Genomic DNA, 19,251 nt, shown 5'->3' on the forward strand with positions numbered 1-19,251 from the left:
TGGACCGCATGCCGCGGATCCTTGTCGTCGACAACTACGACTCCTTCGTCTACAACCTGGTGCAGTACCTGCAGCAACTGCAGGCCGACACCACCGTGCTGCGCAACGACGAGGTCACCCCTGAGCAGGCCGGTGAGTACGACGGCGTGCTGCTCTCCCCCGGTCCCGGTACGCCGGAAGAGGCCGGCGCCTGTGTCGACATCGTGAAGGAGAAGGGCCGCGAGGTCCCGATCTTCGGTGTGTGCCTCGGCCTGCAGGCGATCGGCGTCGCGTACGGCGGGGTCGTCGGCCGCGCGGACGAGTTGCTGCACGGCAAGACCAGCCAGGTGTTCCACGACGGCGCCGGCGTACTGTCCGGGCTCCCGTCGCCGTTCACCGCGACCCGGTACCACTCGCTGGCGATCGCGCAGGACAGCGTGCCGGACGAGCTGCAGGTGACCGCGCGGACCGAGGCCGGCGTGATCATGGCGGCCCGGCACCGTGACTTCGCGGTCGAGGGCGTGCAGTTCCACCCGGAGTCGGTGCTGACCGAGGGCGGCCACCGGATGCTCGCCAACTGGCTCGAGATCTGCGGCGACCCGGACGCGGTCGCCCGCTCCGCCGGCCTGGCCCCGGTCGTCAGTTAGTCCGTAGAACTGAAGAACCCCCGGAGCGCGACGCGCTCCGGGGGTTCTGTCGTCTCAGCCGCCAGGGATCGTGATGGCGGGGCTCGTCGGTGTCGACGGCGGTGGTGTCTCCGACTCGGTCGGAGTGCTCGGCGGTGGCGTCTCTTCCTGCAGTTTGTTCACCGTCAGCGTGATCAGCGTGCCCTTCGCCGCCTTGCTGCCGGCCTTCACGGACTGCTTGAGGACGGTCCCCTCTGCCTGGTTCTGGTCGTTGCCGAACGTCTGCCCGACCCGGAAGCCGGCCTGCTCCAGCGTCAGCTTCGCGTCGTCGAACGTCTGAGTGACCACATTCGGTACGTCGACGTCGGTCTTGCCGGTGGAGACGGTCAGGGTGAACTCCTGACCTGACGGATACTTCCCGGTCGGGTCCGGGCTGACCGCGAGCACGATGCCCTTCTTCTGGTCGCTGTCCTGCTCGATCGTCTTGTCCTTGACCTTGAAGTTCGCGGACGTGCCTTCGAGCGCCTTGCGGGCCGCGGACTCCGACTTGCCGATCACATCCGGCACCGGGAACGCACTTCGCCCGGACGAGAACACCACGGTGACCGTCGAGCCCTGCTCGGCCTCGGTCCCCGCCGGCGGGGTCTGCCGGATCGCGGAGCCGCGACCGACCGTGTCGCTGGTCTCGGACGGTCCCTGCGCGAACTTCAGGCCCTTGTCGGCGAGCAACGCGGTCGCGTCGGCGACCGACTTGCCGCTGACGTCCGGCACGGCAACCTTCGCCACCGGGGTGGCGGTCGTCCCGCCGCCGCCGGCGTTGTTGTCCTTGTTCATGTTCGAGAACAGCGCGTACGCGCCGACCGCGACCGCGACGATCGCGAGGCCGAGCAGGAAGTAGGCCAGGCCGCGGTTGCGGCGGGACCGGGCGTCCTGCGCCTCGTCCAGGTCGTCGCCGCCGGGCGGGAGCAGGTCGTTCGCCGAGGTCTGCTGGTACTGCTGGGTCGCGGCCGCCGCCACCGCGGTCGGCGCCATCGACCGGGTCTCGGCGACTGCCGCCATCGGCGCGGTCACCTGCTGGCCGGCCAGCACCCGGTGGATGTCGGCGCGCATCTCGGACGCGCTCTGGTACCGCTCCTCGCGGCTCTTCGCCAGCGCCTTCAGGACGACCGCGTCGACCTCCGGCGGGATGTCCGGGTCGAACGAGGACGGCGGCAGCGGCTGCTCACGGACGTGCTGGTAGGCCACCGACACCGGCGACTCACCGACGAACGGCGGGCGGCCGGTGAGCAGTTCGTACAGCAGGCAGCCGGTCGAGTACAGGTCGGAGCGGGCGTCCACGGTCTCGCCGCGGGCCTGCTCCGGGGACAGGTACTGCGCGGTGCCGATCACGGCCGCGGTCTGGGTCATCGTGGAGGACGTGTCGGCGACCGCACGGGCGATACCGAAGTCCATCACCTTGACCTGGCCCTGCGGGGTCAGCATCACGTTCCCGGGCTTGATGTCGCGGTGCACGATGCCGGCCCGGTGGCTGTAGTCGAGCGCCTCGAGCACACCGGAGGTGATCTCCAGCGCCCGCTCCGGCATGATCTTGCGGCCCTCGCGGATCAGGTCCCGCAGCGTCTTGCCGGTCACCAGCTCCATCACGATGTACGGAATGGTGACGCCGGAGCCGTTCGGGTCCGGCTCCTCGCCGGTGTCGTACACCGACACGATCGTCGGGTGGTTCAGCGACGCGGCCGACTGGGCCTCGCGCCGGAACCGCGCCTGGAAGGTGGCGTCACTCGCGAGGTCGACGCGCAGCCGCTTGATCGCGACGCTCCGGCCGAGCCGGTTGTCGAGGCCCTTGCGGACCTCCGCCATGCCGCCGCGGCCGAGCGGTTCGCCTTCTTCGTACCGGCCGCCGACGAGACGTGCCTGCGATGTCATGACTCAGCCTTCCAACCTGTCTGCGGTAAATCAGTCAACTTGCCCACGGTAGCGGCCGCCACACGCGGATCCCCGTTGGAAAGACGCGCTGTCATCGCATCATTCCGTATGGTGCTCATCGGATGCTCATTGGCCCAGCACCGCCTCCATCACCTTCTTGGCGATCGGAGCCGCCAAGGTGCCGCCCGCGATGTCGTTGCGCGCGATGTTCGCGTCCTCGATCAAGACCGCCACGGCCACCTTCGGGTCGTTGGCCGGCGCGAACGCGGTGAACCACGCGAACGGCGGGCGGTCCTTCGAGGTCTGCGCCGTACCTGTCTTGCCGGCCACCTGGACTCCGTCGATCCGTCCCGGCTTGCCGGTGCCGTTGTTGACGACGTCGACCATCATCGCGGTCAGCTGGGCCGCGACCTGCGGGGTGACCGCCTGGTGCAGCGACTCCGGCTTGGTCTCCGAGACCGTCTTCAGGTCCGGGGTCTTCACGTTCTGGACCAGGTACGGCTTCATCACCTCGCCCTTGTTCGCGATCCCGGCCGCCACCATCGCCATCTGCAGCGGGGTGGCGCGGACGTCGAACTGGCCGATCGCGGACTGCGCGGTCTGCGGCTCGTTCGGGTCGCCGGGGAACTGGCTGGTGGCCACGCTCGGCAGCTCGGTCAGCGGCCGGGCGCCGAAGCCGAACTTCGCGGCCTGCTCGTTGAGCGCGTCCGCGCCGAGGGCCATGCCGACGGTGCCGAACGCGGTGTTGCAGGAGTAGCGCAGCGCGATCGTCAGCGTCGCGCTGTTGCTGCCGCCGCAGTTCTTGCCGTCCTCGTTGACCAGCGGGACCGTGGTCTGCGGGAGCGGCAGCTCGGCCGGCGAGTTCACCTTGCTCTCCGGCGTGTACTTGCCGCTGGACAGCGCGGCCGCCGCGGTGACCAGCTTGAAGGTCGACCCGGGCGGGTACAGCTCCTGCACCGCGCGGTTCGACAGCGGTTTGTCCTTGTCGGCGTTCAGGTTCTTCCAGGCCGAGCCGACCTTCTCGGTGTCGTGCGAGGCGAGCAGGTTCGGGTCGTACGACGGCCTGCTGGCCATCGCCAGGATCCGCCCGGTCTTCGGCTCGATCGCGACCACCGCACCGGTCTTCCCGGCCAGGCCGTTGTACGCCGCCTGCTGGGCCGCGGCGTTCAGGGTCAGGGTCACGCTGCCGCCTTGCTGCGGGCGGTTGCTGATCACGTCGATGATCCGGCGGAACGCCATCGAGGGGTCCGAGCCGTTCAGCTCGGCGTTCATCGTCAGCTCGATACCGCCGCGACCGAACAGGTACGAGTAGAACCCGGTCACGGGCGCGTAGACCTGGCCTCCCGCGTACGTCCGCTGGTACTTGAACCGGTCTCCGGACGGCTTGCTCTGCGCGACCGGCGTACTGCCGATCAGGATCGGGCCGCGGTTGACCGAGAACTGCGAGTCGCGGACCCGGTTGTTGTCGTTACGGCCGTTGATCTCGTTCGCCCGGAAGGCCTGCAGGTACGTCGAGTTCGCCATCAGCGCGAGCATCAGGATGATCGCCGCCACGGCCAGTCGCCGGATCGCTGAGTTCATGCCTTCTGCACCGCCATCGCGATCGTTTCGTCGGAAACCGGGGCGGCCGGGGTCTGCGGACGCCGGGCCTGGTCGCTGATCCGCAGCAGCAGCGCGATGATCGCCCAGTTGGCGACCAGCGACGTACCGCCGAGTGCCATGAACGGGGTGGCCAGACCGGTCAGCGGGATCAGCCCGGTGACGCCGCCGACGATCACGAACACCTGCAGCGCGAACGACATCGCCAGACCGGTCGCGATCAGCTTGCCGAAGATGTCCCGGCAGCCGAGCGCGGTCCGCAGGCCGCGCTCGATGATGAGGGTGTAGACCAGCAGGATCGCGATCAGCCCGGTCAGCCCGAGCTCCTCGGCGAACGACGAGATGATCATGTCGCTGTTGGCGTACAGAGTGGCCTCCGGGTGGCCCTGGCCGAGACCGCGGCCGAGGATGCCGCCCCAGGCCTGACCCATCAGCCCGAGCTTCACCTGGCCGCCGTCGATCGCCCACGGGTTCAGCCAGTCGGTGACGCGGCGGTGCACGTGGCCGAACGTCATGTACGCGAAGTACGCGCCGCCGACGAACAGCAGGCCGCCGATGATCAGCCAGCCGGCCCGCTCGGTCGACACGTACAGCAGGAACAGGAACAGGCCGAAGAACAGCAGCGACGAGCCGAGGTCGCTCTCGAACACCAGGACGCCGAGGCTGACCGCCCAGGCGATCCCGATCGGGCCGAGGTCGCGGGCCCGCGGCAGGTCGAGCCCGAGGAAGCGGTGCCCGGCCAGCGTCAGGACGTCGCGTTTCACCACCAGGTAGCCGGCGAAGAACACGACCAGACAGATCTTTGCGAACTCACCGGGCTGGAAGGACATGCCGGCGAGCCGGATCCAGATCCGGGCGCCGTTCAGGTTCACGCCGAGGCCGGGGATCAGCGGCAGCACGAGCAGCAGCAGACCGACCAGGCCGGCGGTGTAGGTGAGCGCCTGCAACCGACGGTGATCTCTGATCACGAGGATGACGACCAGGAACAACACGATGCCGACCGCGGTCCAGGTGATCTGCTGCGGCGCAGCGGGCGCCTTCGGGACCTTTCCCTTCGCCTCGGCGACGATGGCCAGGCCGAGGTCGATCCGGTGGATCATCGCGACGCCGAGGCCGTTCAGCAGCACGGCGCAGGGCAGTAGCACCGGGTCGGCGTACGGCGCCCGGTAGCGGAGCGCGAGGTGGGCGATCAGGGCGAGCAGCCCGATCCCGGCCGCGTAGTACCCGGTGCTGGCCGGTACGGCGTTCTGCACGGTGATGCCGATGTTCACGTAGGCGCCGACCGAGACCGCGATCGCGATCACGAGCAGCAGCAGCTCCACCCCACGCCGGGTACGCGGGATGATCTGAATGACGGACGTCGAAGCGATGCTCATCGGACCCCGTCGCAGTCGTCGGGGTCGACCGGCGTGCTCGGCGACGTCGTACCGGTCGGGGCCGTCGACGCGGGCGGCGAGGAAACCGGAGGCTTCGAGACCGGAGGTGTCGAGACCGCGGGCTTCGAGACGGGCGGGGTCGACGGCTTCGGCGTCGGGGACGGGGTCGGCTTGACTCTGGCGGCGCACTCGGCAGCGGTGTGCTGCAGCTCCGCGACGATCGAGCGGGCGCCGGCCAGGTTGTCCGCCTGGATGTTGGCCTCGACCTGCTGCCGGCTGTACGTCGGGAGCTTGTCGACCTGCAGCGCCTGCCGCTCGTACACCTTCGACAGTGTCAAGCCGGGGAGATCCGCCTCGACGCCCTTGAAGATCGCCACGTAGTCGCCGTCGGTGCCGACGTAGTACTGCTTCTGGGTCCAGCTGTACGCGAACCAGCCGCCGCCACCGATCAGGCCGAGGACGACGAGCAGTACGGCGATCCGCCGCAGCCACGCGAACCGCTTCGGCGGACGCGGCGCATACCGCAGTTCCTCCGGGTCGAGCGCACCGCCGTGACCACCGCCGCCGTGACCGTCACCACCGGCAGTGCGGACCGCGACCGTCGGCTCGCCGCGCCCGGTGCTGCCTTGCGCCAGCTCGGCGGCGGCACCGACCAGTTGCGGCTGGACGCCACTCGCGGGCTCGGTCTCGACGACGTCCGCGACCAGGACGGTGACGTTGTCGTTCGAGCCCGCCTCCAGCGCGTGCGTGATCAGGTCGACGACGACCGAGTCCGGCGTACCGGAGGCCATCGAGGCCGCGATCACCTCGTCGCTCACGTAGTCGGGCAGGCCGTCGCTGCACAGCATCAGTCGGTCGCCGGCCTGGACGTCGAGCATCTCCAGGTCGGGGTCGGAATCCGGGCGGCCGTCGAGGACACGCAGGATCAGGTTCCGGTGCGGGTGGGTGAAGGCCTCCTCCTGGGAGATCCGGCCCTCGTCGACCAGCGACTGCACGAAGGTGTGGTCGTGGCTCAGCTGGTACAGCTGCCCGTCCCGCAGCCGGTACGCGCGGGAGTCGCCCAGATGGGCCAGGCCGAGCCGCTTGCCGTCGAACATCAGCGCGGTGACCGTCGAGCCCATGCCTTCGCGCTCGGGGTCCTCCTCGACCAGCTCGGACAGGCGCTCGTTGGCCCGGTGCACCGCGCCGGCCAGCGCCTCGATCATGTCTTCGCCGGTGATGTCGGCGGTGTCCAGCCGCCGCATCACCTGGACTGCCGCCGCGCTGGCCACCTCACCGGCTGCCGCACCGCCCATCCCGTCGGCGAGCAGCAGCAGGTGCGGACCAGCGTACGCCGAGTCCTCGTTGTTGCGGCGTACTCGTCCGACGTCGGAGAGGGTTGCGTAGTCGAGCGACAGGGTCATCGAGGCAGGCCTACTTCGCGATGTTCAGCGTCGTCCGGCCGATCCGGATCGAACCGCCGATCTCGGCCGGGACCGGGCGGGTGACCCGCTGGCCGTCCAGGTACGTGCCGTTGGTGGAGCCGAGGTCCTCGACCCACCACTGGCCCTCGGACAGGAACAGCCGGGCGTGCCGGGTGGAGGAGTAGTCGTCGTCGAGCCGGATCTGGCAGTCCGACCCGCGTCCGATGATCACCGGCTCGTCACCCAGTGAGGCACCGACCCCGGCCTGCGGGCCGTCCGCGATCGTCACCGATCCGGGCAGACCCTTGCGCTTCTTGACCGGCTTCGAGGGCTTCGGCGTACGGGAGTTCTGCGGTACGACGGCAGCCGCGGCCCGGCTGTCCACCTTCGCGCCGAACAGGTCGGACCTGATCACGGACAGCACCGCGAGGACGAACATCCACAACAGGGCCAGGAACCCCAGTTTGATCAGGGTCAGGGTCAGTTCCGACATGGAAGGTCAGTCACCACCCGCTGCTCGGCGGCTGGGCCATCGGCTCGTCCGCGAGACGCAGCGTCATGGTCGTGTTGCCGATCCGGACCGTCGAGCCGTCCACCAGTTCGGCCTCGGTGGTCCGGCGGCCGTTCACCAGCGTGCCGTTGGTGGAGCCGAGGTCGACCATCACCACCCGGATACCGCCCGGGCCTTCCGGCATCAGGCGGATCTCGGCGTGCCGCCGGGAGACGCCCGGGTCGTTGATCTGGATGTCGGCGTCGGTGCCGCGGCCGAGCACCACGCCGGGCGGGTTCACCGGGCGGCGGCGGCCGTTCACCTCGAGCATCACCTGCGGGTGCCCGCGGCGCGGCGCCTGCTGCGGCGGCGGCTGCTGGAACTGCTGCGCTGGCGGCGGGGTCTGCACGACCGGCTCGTTCGGCGGCACGTAGGGCTCCTGCTGATAGGGCTGGGGCTCGTAGGGCGGGCGCCGCTGGGGCGTCCCGACCGTGGCGCTGACCACCCGGAACTTACCGGTCGGGAGATCATCCTGCTGGACCAGCTCGATGTCGATGGGCCCGGAGAAGGTGTAGCGCTGGATGTCGGCGTGGTCCCGCAGTTCGTTGGCGAGCTCGTGGTTGAGGGTCCGGCCGTACGCGTTCAGCCGCTCGAAGTCGTCCGGACCGAGCTCGATGGTGAAGTGGTTCGGCACCAGCCGGCGGTCCCGGGACAGGATCCGCGCGGTGTTGTCGATCTCACGCTTGAGCGCGGCGGCCAGTTCGATCGGCTCGACGTCACCCTTGAAAGCGCGCGCGAAGACACCGCTCACAATGCCTTCCAGGCGTCGCTCGAAGCGCTGTAGCGGTCGCACGCCTCCTCCTCCACGGTCGGTACGCCAACAGATGTCCACCGGTCAGGCGGACACACCGGGTACGACGATCGATCGTATCGGGAGGTTCGACCGAACCCGCAATGTGAAGCACCGGCAGAACCCGTGCTACTGTTCCTTCTCGTCGCCAGGAGATGTATCAGGCGGCTGCGCGCGGGTGGCGGAATAGGCAGACGCGCACGGTTCAGGTCCGTGTGCCCGAAAGGGCGTGGGGGTTCAACTCCCCCCTCGCGCACAACAAAGTCCCGGTCGACCAGACCGGGACTTTTGCGTTCTCCGGCCAGCTTTCGTCCTTTCGGAGGATCCAGAACTCATCTCTACGAGTCTGTGGCCGATGTACGTTATTCTGTACATCGTGAAGACGATGAGTTTTACCGAGACGCGCGCGAACCTGGCCGCGGCCCTCGACGCGGTCGAGAACGACGCGGAGGAGTTGGTGATCACCCGCGCCGGGCACGAGCCCGTCGTCGTAGTCACGCTGGCGGAGTACGAATCGCTGAAGGAAACCGACTACCTGATGCGGTCGCCGGCCAACGCGAGGCGCTTGCGCGAGGCGATCGAGCAGGACCGGGCGGGCGACGGCACGGTGCGCGAACTGGCCGACCCCGACGCCGCCGATGACAGAGGAACGGCGGGCGGCGCAGCGTGACGGTCGTCTTCCTCGACCGCGGTTGGGAGGACTATCTGTGGTGGCAAGCCAACGATCGGAAGCTCCTCAAACGGATCAACCAGTTGATCGAGGACATCGACCGCAATGGCCATGAAGGCATCGGCAAGCCGGAGCCACTACGGCACGAGTTCGCCGGTTACTGGTCGAGGCGCATCAATACGGAGCACCGTCTCGTCTACCGGATCGCTGACGACGGAATCCACATCATCGCCTGCAGCTACCACTACGGCCCCTGACGATCCGGCGGGCTTACCTACTACCGCGCGAGGAAGCGCGTTCCGGGCGGGTCGGTCGCGGTAGTCGCAGGGTAGGGGCGCCGCGGTGTCGCGCGGTCGGGGCGATAGTGCGGTGGTTGCGGAGCATCCAGATTGCTACGGCGGTGGCCGCGATCAGGCCGGCGACGCCGGCGTAGTCGGTGAAGCTCATCATGCGTTCTCTTCTCCAGGGCGGGCGGCTGGCGAGTTCCGCGGGTGTCTGACCGGAAGGTGACGGGAGTTCGCCTGCTTCGTGATGGCACAACCGTGCCGTGGCTGATGAGTGCCAGATGGAAAATGCTCGCTTCCACGTTGGAATGCCTGCTTAGGTGGTGCCCGGGAGGTGGGGCGGATGCAGGACGGAATGTTGCTGGACGAACGGGAAGAACAGGCGTACCGACTGCTCGTCGGGCTGTCGGCGGCCAAGGCGGCCGACCTGGCCGAGGTCGCCAAGTTCACGCAGCCGGAGGCCGACGAAGTGCTGCAGCGGTTGCAGGCCAAGGGGCTGGTGACGGCGCAGGCGGCCGACGATCCGGTGTTCCGGCCGTTGCCGCCGGACGTCGCTTTCGGTACGACGTTGCTGCGCCGCCAGGAGTCGCTCGAGGCGGCCCGCAAGACGGTGAGCGCACTCAGCGAGGAGTTCAGGGCCAGCGTCAGCCGGCGCGACGCGCACCACCTGGTCGAGGTGATCGTCGGCGCCGCCACGCTCCGCGAGCGGCTGCGGGACCTGCAGAACTCGGCCCGCGAGGAGATCCTCTGGTTCTGCCGCGCGAACCCGCTGGCGATGCAGGGCGCCGAGAACACCGAGGAGTACGGCGCTTTGTCCCGCGGCGTCCGGTACCGCGCGATCTACGAGCGCGCACTGATCGAGACACCCGGTGAGCTCGACTCGATCGCCGAAGGCGTCAGCTGGGGCGAGGAGGCCCGGGTGGTGCCGACACTGCCGGTCCGGATCGCGATCGTGGACCGGTCGACGGCGATCTGCCCTCTGGTCCGTGACGACGAGCAGAGCATCGGAGAGCCGTCCGCCGCGATCATCAGCCGCGGCCAGCTTCTAGACGCGTTGCTGGCGCTCTTCGAGAGCTACTGGGAGTTGGCGACACCCGTGCGCCTCCACTCCGAGGAGAAGCACGAAGACGAGGGTCTGGACGACTCCGAGCGGCTCCTGCTCTCCCTGCTCGTAGGCGGCGTACCGGACAAGTCCATCGCCAACCAGTTGGGTATCAGCCGCCGTACGGTTCAGCGCCGTCTCGACCGCCTCATGGCGCTGGCCGGTGTGGACACCCGCACCGGCCTGGCCTTCCAAGCCGCAAAACGCGACTGGCTCTAGCCAGGCCGGTGCGCTGCCCTACTACTTGACGCCGTACGCGCGGATCACCGTCTGGGTGACCTTCGTGCCGTTCGGGCCGGTTGCCGCGACCTTGAGCGAGACCGTGTCGTGGGCGTTGGGGACGACGGCCAGGTAGTGGCCGGCGGCACCGAGTACCACGAGGCGCTGCCAGGTCTTGCCCTCGTCGAACGAGGACCAGGCCTGCAGTCCGGTCGCCCGGGGCGACTCGAAGCCGACTACGTGCGTCCGGGCGCTCACCCGGCCGGTCAGGTCGACCGGGACCTTGTAGTCCACCTGCTGCAGTGCGAGCGGCGTTGCCTTGTCGTCCGCCTGCTTGGCCGAGCGGAACTCCCAGGAGGTCTGCGTGCGCGTCCCCCAGTTCCACTCGCCTTCGGAGTCGATGCGCTCGGTGGACACGTCCAGCTTGTACGCCGCGTTGTCGCTGGAGGTGATCACGTCCTCCCACGCGTCCGGAAGCTCGGCCACGACCTGACCGTTGCGGGACAGCGTCGCGGAGTCCTTCGTGGCCTCACCGATCGTGTAGTGCCCGGCTGCGTCCACGAACGACGGGATGCGGAGCGAGAGCCGGTCACCTGTGCGCGTGGACTGGATGCCCGGCGCAGCCGCGGGACGTACGACCGGACCGAACCACGTTTCGTCCGACGACCCGGTCCGGTAGCTACGCGGTACGGACGTCATACCGCCGGCCAGCGGGTTCATGATGTCCCACGTGTACAGGTGGTGCACCCGGTGCTGCCAGAGCGAGTCACCCGACGTCACCCACTCCTCCCGGACCTTCGGCGTCTCGACGAACCGCTGGGAGTCGTTCCACGAGTACTCCTGCCACGGACGCCACCCGAACCGCTGCTCCTTGGCCCAGTTGAACCCGCCGTTGTCGGCGTACCGCGTGGTGATGCGGGCGCTGTTCGCCGCCGTCACCTTGTAGACGATCTGCGCCGGGATGAACCCGGTCGAGACCTGCTGTACGTCGTACAGGTACGGGCTGGACGTGGTGAGCGTCAGGTCGATGGTCGCGTGGCCCTGACGCGCCCGGGCGATCAGCTTCTGACCGTCCTGGTACGTCGTCACCATGGCGGGGATCGGCTCGCGGTCGCCGACCGGACGCCAGACCGTCCAGGCGGACCAGTCGGCGGGCCGGACCAGGATGACCGCGGCGGCACCGGCCTTCGCGGCTGCTGCGATCTGGTCCTGCTCGCTGCCGTTGCCCCAACCGTCCTCGCTGGAGTCCAGCACCGCCAGCGCGCCCTTGACGCCCTGCAGCGAGGAGTCGGCATGCACCAGTGGGAACCGCCTCTTGCCCTCGTACGACGGCGACTGGTGCAGCAGGTTGATGTCGAGCGGACCGGACACTCCGGGGACCGACGCCTGGACCAGCGGCGCGACCAGCTGCCAGCGGGACGAGAACTCGAAGCTGCCGTCCTTGACCGGCTTCGTCGGGGTCACGTTGACCTGCTGGACGGTGCTGAAGTGCATCACGCCGTGGCTGATCGACCGCCCGTTGCCGTACTCGCGGTGCACGTAGTAGCTGAGCACTGCCTGCTGCTCCGACGGCTTCGGCGTCTCGATCTTGATCGGAACCGCCTTCCGCGCGTCGATGACGATCTCGGTGTCCTTGCTGACCACGATGTTCGGGTCGGTGAAGAGGCTGACCTGCTCGTCCTGCGGATCGTAGTTCTCCACCAGCGAGTGCAGCAGGTACGTGCCCTCCTCGACCTCGGCGGTGAACGTCTCGCCGTCTCCGATCCACGCCAGTACGTCGGACCGCGAGTTGTCGCCGTACAGCGAGATCACCGGGACGCCGGTGGGCTGACCGTCCAGGCCGACCGCCCGCAGTGTGACCTTGTGCTTCGGGCCGGACCGGAGCGCGCCGACCGCGGTGTGCGTGACGACACCGTCGGGGCCGGTGGCAACGATCCAGCCGCTGTACTGGCCGCGGCCGAGCTTGGCCGGGTCCAGGGTGAGCGGTACGTCAGCGGTGCCGTTGGCCGGGACCGTGACGGTCGCGGGCAGACCGAAACCGTCGGTTTCCGGCTGCTTGTCGTCGAGGTTCGTCACCTGGACGGACAGGTTCAGCGTGACCGCGCTGCCGGAGTCGTTCCGGTAGGTGATGGTCCGCGTGCCCGCCTCCGCCGTCTGTACGCCGAAGTCCGCGACGCCGCTGGCGGTCACCTTCTGCGCGACGGCCCGGGGCAGGTCGACCCGACCGGCGCCCTGTGCGTACACGGTCTGCTCCGGCTGGGTCTTCGCGGTGCTGACCAGCGCGTTCTTCAGTTGGTCGGCCTTCCAGTCCGGGTGCTGCTGCGCGAGCAGGGCCGCTGCACCGGCGACGTGCGGCGTCGCCATCGACGTACCGGAGGCTGCCGTGTAGAGCTCGTCGACCGGGTCGCCCATGACCGTGCCCGTCGCGCGGGCGGCGATGATGCCGACGCCGGGGGCGGTGATCTCCGGCTTCAGACCCGCGTCACCGAGCCGCGGTCCGCGACTGGAGAAGTCGGCGAGCTTGTCCTCGCGGTCCACGGCTCCGACCGTCAGCGCGGACGCCGCGGCGCCCGGCGTACCGACCGTCTCGTCCTGGCCCTCGTTGCCGGCCGCAACCACGAACAGCGTGCCGGTCTGCGCGGTGATGTCGTTGACCGCCTGGCTGAGCGGGTCGGTGCCGTCGGTGGCCTCGCCGCCGAGGCTCATGTTCACGACCTTCGCGCCCTCGGACGCGGCCCACTCCATCCCGGCGATGATCCAGGAGTCGTACCCGTACCCGTCGTCGCCGAGCACCTTGCCAACGAGCAGGTCGGCCTTCGGCGCCACACCCTTCCGGGTGCCGCCGGCTCCCGCGCCGGTGCCGGCGATGGTCGCGGCGACGTGCGTGCCGTGGCCGAAGTGGTCCTCGGTGCCGCTCGGGCTGCCGGAGAAGTCCTGGCTCTCCTTGACCTTGCCGTCCAGGTCCGGGTGCGTCGCGTCGACACCGGTGTCCAGTACGGCGACCTGGACTCCGGAACCCTCGTACCCGGCCTTCCACGCGTCCGGCGCACCGATCTGCGGGACGCTCTTGTCGAGCACCGGACGGACCTTGCCGTCGAGCCAGATCTTGGTGACGCCGCCGTTCAGCGAGCGGGTGCCGACGCCGGGCTTGAGAGACTTCCACAGCTCCGGCAGTTGGTCCTTCGCGGCGGTCAGGGCGCGGCCGCCGATCGACGGGAGCTGTCGCGTCGTCGTCGTACCGGCGAGGTTCTGCGCCGACCGGACGCCAGGGGTGTCCTTGACGATGAGCGGGAGGCTCGCGGCGGTGCCGTACCCGTCGGCGATCAGCTCGTCGACGTCGAACAGGTCCACGTCCAGGACGCCGCTCGACACGAACGGTACGGCGTCGCTCGGCAGCACGCGGAGTCCGCCGTCGGCCTCGATCGTGTGGAACGAGACGCCTTCGCGGCCGGCCGCCGGGCGGACCGTGGCGGCCTTCTTGCCGGCACCGGCATCCGTCAGTTCGACGACGTCACCGGTGATCAGCGTGACCGAGGACGTCTTGATCGCTGTGGATCCCGTGGGAGGGGCAGCGGCGGACGGGATCACCGTCGCCGCACCGAGAGCAAGCACCGCCGCGGTGGTGAGCGCGGCGGCACGTCGGGGGGAGGACATAGGCGGAATTCTCCTTCGAGAGGTTTGGGGCAGGCACACCTCTTCTTCAGTGAGAGTTTGCAATCAGGTCACAGCAATCCGCCCTGTCCACCACTGCCGTCCCTGCGACATGGCGCAATGAGGACAGCAACCGGCACCATTCAGTGCATGACACAACAGCTGGTACGCCGGTGGGCCTGGGTGGGGACGTTTCTGATCGGGGCGGGGCTGTATCTGGCCGTGCTGGCTGTGCTGACCGATACCGGGAATCCGAATCTGTTCCCGACGATGATCTTGCTCGGGGCACTCGTCGTACCGCTGACCTTCGTGACGTTCGCCGCCGGCCGGTCCGGGCGGTGGCTGATCGACGGGCCGACGCTCGGCGGTTGCCTGCTGTTCGGCGGGGTGGTCGGGGTCGTTGTCGCGGGCCTGCTCGAGTACGACGCGATGCGCCGGCTCGGGACGCTGCCGATGGTCGGTGTCGGGCTGATCGAGGAGGCGGCCAAGCTCGTCGTACCGGCGATCCTCGTGGTGTTCTTCGGGCACCGGTACCGGACGTCGATCGGGCGCGGGATCGTCATCGGGGTCGCGGTCGGCACCGGGTTCGCCGTACTGGAGACGATGGGCTACGCGTTCGTCGCGCTGCTGCAGTCGAACGGGAACGTCGGCGCGGCCGAGCAGACGCTGTTCATCCGCGGCCTGCTCTCACCGGCGGGGCACGCGGCCTGGACCGGTCTGACCTGCTGGGGCCTGTGGCGGTTCGTGCTCGAGCCGACCCGCAAGCGGTTCGCAGGCTTCCTCGGAATGTACGCACTGGCCGTCGCGCTGCACTCCACCTGGGACGGTATCGGCGGCCGCATCACCTACGCCGTCGTCGGCGCGATCTCGATCGGCCTCCTGCTCTACGGCCTCAAGCGCGCCCAGCGCGCCGAAGTCCCGGCTCCAGCGTGAGCGCGGTCGCTCGCCCCTTGCGGATCTCTCGCTCCGCGCTCTACCAGCTGCTCGGTCAAGCCCGGAAGGAACCGCATGCCGACCCTGCCTGATTTCCGCCTGGAGACGTACTTCGCGCGCTGGGAGTTCAGCGCGCGCTACCACCTGACCGCGTCGGACGCGCAGACGCTGCCGATGTCCGAACTGCTGGCGATGGCCGACGACGACGGTCGCGAGCGGTGGGAGTCGCTGGACCTCGGCTACACGGAAACCCGCGGTCTGCCGGCGCTGCGCGAAGCGATCGCGTCGACGTACGCCGAGGTCGAGCCCGAAGACGTCCTGTGCTTCGCAGGCGCCGAAGAGGCGATCTATCTGGCGATGCGCACCCTCCTCGACCCCACGGACCACGCCGTCGTCCTCACCCCCAATTACCAGGCAGCAGAAACCATCCCACTGTCCGTCTGTGAGGTGACTGGGGTATCACTGCAGTCCGGTGAAGGTTGGGCACTCGACGTCGACGCGACAGCAGCTGCCCTACGCCCCAACACCCGGCTCGTGTCGGTCAACTTCCCCAACAACCCGACAGGTGCACTCCCCTCACCGGACGCCTGGTCGCGACTCGTCCAGCTGTGCGACGAGCGGGGCATCATCTTGTTCTCCGACGAGGTCTACCGCGGCCTCGAAGCGGATCCTTTGCCCCAGGCAACAGATCTTTCGGGTACGGCGATCTCTCTCAACGTGATGTCCAAGGCGTACGGGCTGCCGGGCCTGCGGATCGGGTGGGTCGCCTGCCGCGACCGTACCGTCCTGGATCGGCTCGAACGGGCGAAGCACTACACGACGATCTGCAACGCGGGGCCGAGTGAGGTCCTCGCGTTGATCGCACTGCGCGCCCGGGACCGAATCCTGGAGCGCAACCGGGGCATAGTCGCGCGGAATCTGCCGCTGTTCGGCGAGTTCTTCGGGCGGTACCCGGAGCTGTTCGAGTTCATCGCCCCGGACGGCGGATGCGTTTGTTATCCGCGCTACCTCGGCGCTGACGGTGTCGAATCCCTGTGCAGTGAGCTGGTCGAGCAGACCGGCGTACTGCTGCTGCCGGCAAGCATCTACTCGTCCGAGCTGACCGCGACGCCGACGGATCGCTTCCGGGTCGGGCTCGGTCGGAGCGGGCCGGACGAAGCTCTGGCGGTCTGGTCCGACTGGCTGGAAAAGCGGCGGTGAAGGTTGGCTGCTCAGCTGATGCGGGTCCAGGTCGGGCCGTCGGCGGTGTCGGTGACCTGAACGCCCAGCTCGGTCAGCTCCGCACGCAGGGCGTCGGCGCGGGCCCAGTCCCGAGCGGCCCGAGCGGCCTCGCGGTCCGCGACCAGTTGATCGACCGCAGCCTCGTCGAGCTCCGGCAGCCCGGTCGCGACCGGCTCGACGTCAGCCGGGGTGAGCTGGCCGAAGGGCAGCCCGAGTACGGCGGCGCACGCGGCCACGACCGCCCGCTGACCCGCCTCGGACAGCGCCTGATCGCGCAGCGACTCCTGCAGCAACGCGAGCACGCGCGGTGTGTTGAGGTCCGAGCTGATCGCATCGTCGATCTGGTCGATCACGGCGATGGCCGCCGCGTCGTCACCGGCCGCCGCGCGAGCCTCGTCCGCTGTGGTCACGGACGGCAGCTGACCGAGTGACGACGTACGGCGGACCAACCGGCGCAGTGTGGATTGGGCGCTGTCGAGTCCGGCCATGGTGAACTCGAGCTGAGCGCGATAGTGACCACCGAGCAGGAACAGCCGATACGCGAGCGGATGGAATCCCTGCTCGGCCAGGTCGCTGACCGTGAGGATGTGACCGGCCGACTTCGAGATCTTCGCCGAGCCGAGCTGCAGGAACTCGTTGTGCAGCCAGAACTTCACCCACGGCTGCGCGTCGCCGAGGTACGCCTCGCTCTGGGCGATCTCGTTGACGTGGTGCAACTGCCGGTGGTCCACGCCGCCGGTGTGGATGTCGAAGTGCTCGCCGAGCAGCAGCATGCTCATCACCGAGCACTCGAGATGCCAGCCGGGTGCTCCCCAGCCCCACGGCGAGTTCCAGCGCATCGCCCGCAGCTGTCCCGGGGCCTCCGCGCGCCACAGCGCGAAGTCGGTCTTCGCCCTACGGCCGGGCACCTCCTCGACACGCGCGCCCTCGAGCTGACCGCTGACGTCGATCAGACCGAGCTGCCCGTACGTCGGATCCTTCGACGTGTCGAAGTACAGTCCGGACTCGATCTCGTAGGTGAAGCCGCGCTCGACGAGGCGTTCCGCGAACGCGATCATCTGCTCGACGTACTGGGTGGCACGCGGATAGTGGTGTGCGGGCAGGATGTTCAGCGCGGTCAGGTCGGCGAAGAACGCCTCGGTGTACATCGCCGCGATCTCCTCGACCGACCGGCGTTCCCGGGCGGCCGCGACCTCGAGCTTGTCCTCGCCGAGCTCGGCCTCCGCGACCGCGTGACCGACGTCGGTGATGTTGATGACGTGCTCGACCTGCAGGCCCTTCCAGAGCAGGGCCCGGCGCAAGGTGTCCGCGAACGTGTAGGCACGCAGGTTGCCGATGTGCGCGTAGCTGTAGACCGTCGGGCCACAGCTGTACAGCCGCACGATGCCGTCTGTGCCGGGGGTGAAGTCCTCGACCCGGCGTCCGAGTGAATTGAAAAGTCGCAACGGCACGGTCACCCGCGCGATGCTACCGGTCGGAGTGTGAGATGGCTCCGGCGAAGGCATGGACAATGCGTGCTGAAGTGAGTACGGTCCGTAAACGGCGTCCGTCCCACGCCGACCTCGACGGTGAGGTGCCGCCCGCCAGTGGCGCCTCGCTGGTGTGTGGGCAGAGCGGGCTGCGGCTGTGCGTCTCGGCCTGATGGGGGCCCATTCACCCAGGTGGGGTGGTGAGCGGCACTCACCCGTTCACCGCCCCACCGGTTCAACTCTTCATCAAGTGTTTGCATGCCGGATGTTCGGCGGCTCGGCATCCTGGGCAGACTGACCTGCGTCCGGTCCCCAACCGCCCCTGGGAGTAGCCGTGTCCCGACTCTTGCGTCCGGCGCTGCTCGTCACCGCCGTACTGGCCCTGCTCGGATTCGGCATCACGCCGGCCGGTGCCGCCACCTCGATCACGGTCGCCACGGCGATCGGCCGCCAAGACGGTTCGACCGCTTCGGTCACCGGGTACGTGGTCGGTCAGCCGACCGCCACCAGCACCGTTGTCCGCAGCAACTTCCCGAACGACTACGCGCTGGCGCTGGCCGATTCGGCGTCCCAGACCAGTACGTCGTCGATGCTCTACGTCCAGATCCCGACCGCGTTCCGCGCGTCGTACGGACTGCAGAGCAACCCGAGCCTGCTCGGCAAGCAGATCACCGTCACCGGCACGCTGGCGGCGTACTTCTCGCACCCCGGCCTGAAGAACGCGACCGCCGTCACCGGCGGTGGCGGCACGGACCCTGGCCCGGATCCGGGTGACTACTACGCCGGCGCCGAGGGCAAGACCGGGTCGGCGCTGAAGTCCGCGCTGCACACGATCATCTCGAGCCAGACCAAGCTCACCTACGACCAGGTCTGGGACGCGCTGAAGGTCACCGACCAGGACCCGAACAACAGCAGCAACGTCATCGAGATCTACTCCGGCCGCTCGATCAGCAAGACCCTCAACGGCGGCGACGCCGACGACTGGAACCGCGAGCACGTCTGGGCCAAGTCGCACGGCGACTTCGGGACCGCGACCGGCCCGGGCACCGACGTCCACCACCTCCGCCCCGAGGACGTGACGGTGAACTCGGCCCGCGGCAACCTCGACTTCGACAACGGCGGTACGTCGGTCGCCCAGTGCTCCGGCTGCACGGCGGACTCGGACTCGTTCGCGCCCCGTGCGGCGGTCCGCGGTGACGTCGCGCGGATGATCTTCTACATGGCCGTGCGCTACGAGGGCGACGACGGGTTCGCGAACCTCGAGCTGAACGACTCCGTCAGCAACGGCACCGCGCCGTACATCGGCAAGGTCTCGGTGCTGAAGGCCTGGGCCGCGGCCGACCCGCCGGACGCCTTCGAGAAGAACCGCAACGAAGTCATCTACAGCCAGTTCCAGCACAACCGGAACCCGTTCATCGATCACCCGGAGTGGGTCGCGTCGATCTGGCCGTAG

16 protein-coding genes and 1 tRNA gene are annotated in these 19,251 nt (G+C 68.8%); 9 read left to right on the top strand and 8 right to left on the bottom strand.

What is annotated here, in order from left to right:
* Window positions 1-8: 8 nt before the first annotated feature.
* Window positions 9-626, top strand: coding sequence for an aminodeoxychorismate/anthranilate synthase component II (locus EV647_RS00700; RefSeq protein ID WP_133996737.1), 618 nt, complete (start codon window positions 9-11; stop codon window positions 624-626).
* 54 nt (window positions 627-680) lie between these two features.
* Here the strand turns inward: EV647_RS00700 and pknB are convergent, their stop codons facing one another.
* The 6 genes from pknB to EV647_RS00730 form a co-directional block, all read right to left on the bottom strand.
* Window positions 681-2,531 carry a Stk1 family PASTA domain-containing Ser/Thr kinase gene (gene pknB / locus EV647_RS00705; protein WP_133996740.1) on the bottom strand — a complete coding sequence of 617 codons (1,851 nt, stop codon included), beginning with the start codon at window positions 2,529-2,531 and terminating at the stop codon, window positions 681-683.
* 126 nt (window positions 2,532-2,657) lie between these two features.
* Window positions 2,658-4,112 (bottom strand): penicillin-binding protein 2, encoded by a 1,455-nt coding sequence (locus EV647_RS00710; protein ID WP_133996743.1) that lies wholly within the window; start codon window positions 4,110-4,112, stop codon window positions 2,658-2,660.
* Window positions 4,109-5,506, bottom strand: coding sequence for an FtsW/RodA/SpoVE family cell cycle protein (locus EV647_RS00715; protein ID WP_133996746.1), 1,398 nt, complete (start codon window positions 5,504-5,506; stop codon window positions 4,109-4,111). Before EV647_RS00715 ends, EV647_RS00710 begins: the two co-directional genes overlap by 4 nt.
* Entirely contained in the window at window positions 5,503-6,909 is a 1,407-nt protein-coding gene (locus tag EV647_RS00720) for a PP2C family serine/threonine-protein phosphatase (RefSeq protein WP_133996750.1), read from the bottom strand. Before EV647_RS00720 ends, EV647_RS00715 begins: the two co-directional genes overlap by 4 nt.
* 10 nt (window positions 6,910-6,919) lie before the next feature.
* Entirely contained in the window at window positions 6,920-7,402 is a 483-nt protein-coding gene (locus EV647_RS00725; RefSeq protein WP_133996753.1) for an FHA domain-containing protein, read from the bottom strand.
* Between the two features lie 10 nt (window positions 7,403-7,412).
* The gene (locus EV647_RS00730) at window positions 7,413-8,252 is read right to left on the bottom strand and encodes a DUF3662 and FHA domain-containing protein (protein ID WP_133996757.1); all 840 of its coding nucleotides are present in this window, start codon (window positions 8,250-8,252) and stop codon (window positions 7,413-7,415) included.
* 169 nt (window positions 8,253-8,421) lie between these two features.
* Between EV647_RS00730 and EV647_RS00735 the strand changes: the two genes are divergently transcribed.
* From EV647_RS00735 to EV647_RS00750, 4 genes are all read left to right on the top strand, one after another.
* A tRNA-Leu gene (locus EV647_RS00735) sits at window positions 8,422-8,505 on the top strand.
* A gap of 99 nt (window positions 8,506-8,604) precedes the next feature.
* Complete coding sequence (locus tag EV647_RS00740) at window positions 8,605-8,919, top strand: type II toxin-antitoxin system Phd/YefM family antitoxin (protein WP_238176950.1); 315 nt, start codon at window positions 8,605-8,607, stop codon at window positions 8,917-8,919.
* On the top strand, window positions 8,916-9,176 hold the full coding sequence (locus tag EV647_RS00745; RefSeq protein ID WP_133996760.1) for a Txe/YoeB family addiction module toxin: 261 nt from the start codon (window positions 8,916-8,918) through the stop codon (window positions 9,174-9,176). The genes EV647_RS00740 and EV647_RS00745 overlap by 4 nt, the downstream gene beginning before the upstream one ends.
* A gap of 370 nt (window positions 9,177-9,546) precedes the next feature.
* The gene (locus EV647_RS00750; protein ID WP_133996763.1) at window positions 9,547-10,524 is read left to right on the top strand and encodes a helix-turn-helix domain-containing protein; all 978 of its coding nucleotides are present in this window, start codon (window positions 9,547-9,549) and stop codon (window positions 10,522-10,524) included.
* A 21-nt stretch (window positions 10,525-10,545) separates the two neighbouring features.
* On the opposite strand, the gene EV647_RS00755 is transcribed toward EV647_RS00750, so the two are convergent.
* Window positions 10,546-14,178: a S8 family serine peptidase gene (locus tag EV647_RS00755; RefSeq protein ID WP_133996766.1), complete on the bottom strand. Its 3,633-nt coding sequence runs from the start codon at window positions 14,176-14,178 to the stop codon at window positions 10,546-10,548.
* A gap of 147 nt (window positions 14,179-14,325) precedes the next feature.
* On the opposite strand from EV647_RS00755, the gene EV647_RS00760 reads away from it, so the two are divergent.
* Window positions 14,326-15,108, top strand: a complete 783-nt coding sequence (locus tag EV647_RS00760) for a PrsW family intramembrane metalloprotease (RefSeq protein ID WP_133996769.1) — start codon at window positions 14,326-14,328, stop codon at window positions 15,106-15,108.
* Window positions 15,109-15,183: 75 nt separating this feature from the next.
* Window positions 15,184-16,308, top strand: a complete 1,125-nt coding sequence (locus tag EV647_RS00765) for an aminotransferase class I/II-fold pyridoxal phosphate-dependent enzyme (protein WP_133996772.1) — start codon at window positions 15,184-15,186, stop codon at window positions 16,306-16,308.
* A gap of 11 nt (window positions 16,309-16,319) precedes the next feature.
* Here the strand turns inward: EV647_RS00765 and cysS are convergent, their stop codons facing one another.
* Entirely contained in the window at window positions 16,320-17,786 is a 1,467-nt protein-coding gene (gene cysS / locus EV647_RS00770) for a cysteine--tRNA ligase (protein WP_202875990.1), read from the bottom strand.
* Between the two features lie 53 nt (window positions 17,787-17,839).
* On the opposite strand from cysS, the gene EV647_RS43325 reads away from it, so the two are divergent.
* Together EV647_RS43325 and EV647_RS00775 are read left to right on the top strand one after the other, a co-directional pair.
* Complete coding sequence (locus EV647_RS43325; protein WP_255517806.1) at window positions 17,840-17,971, top strand: hypothetical protein; 132 nt, start codon at window positions 17,840-17,842, stop codon at window positions 17,969-17,971.
* 161 nt (window positions 17,972-18,132) lie between these two features.
* The gene (locus EV647_RS00775) at window positions 18,133-19,251 is read left to right on the top strand and encodes an endonuclease (protein ID WP_238176951.1); all 1,119 of its coding nucleotides are present in this window, start codon (window positions 18,133-18,135) and stop codon (window positions 19,249-19,251) included.

It is taken from the genome of Kribbella sp. VKM Ac-2566 (assembly GCF_004366005.1).
Lineage (GTDB): Bacteria > Actinomycetota > Actinomycetes > Propionibacteriales > Kribbellaceae > Kribbella > Kribbella pratensis.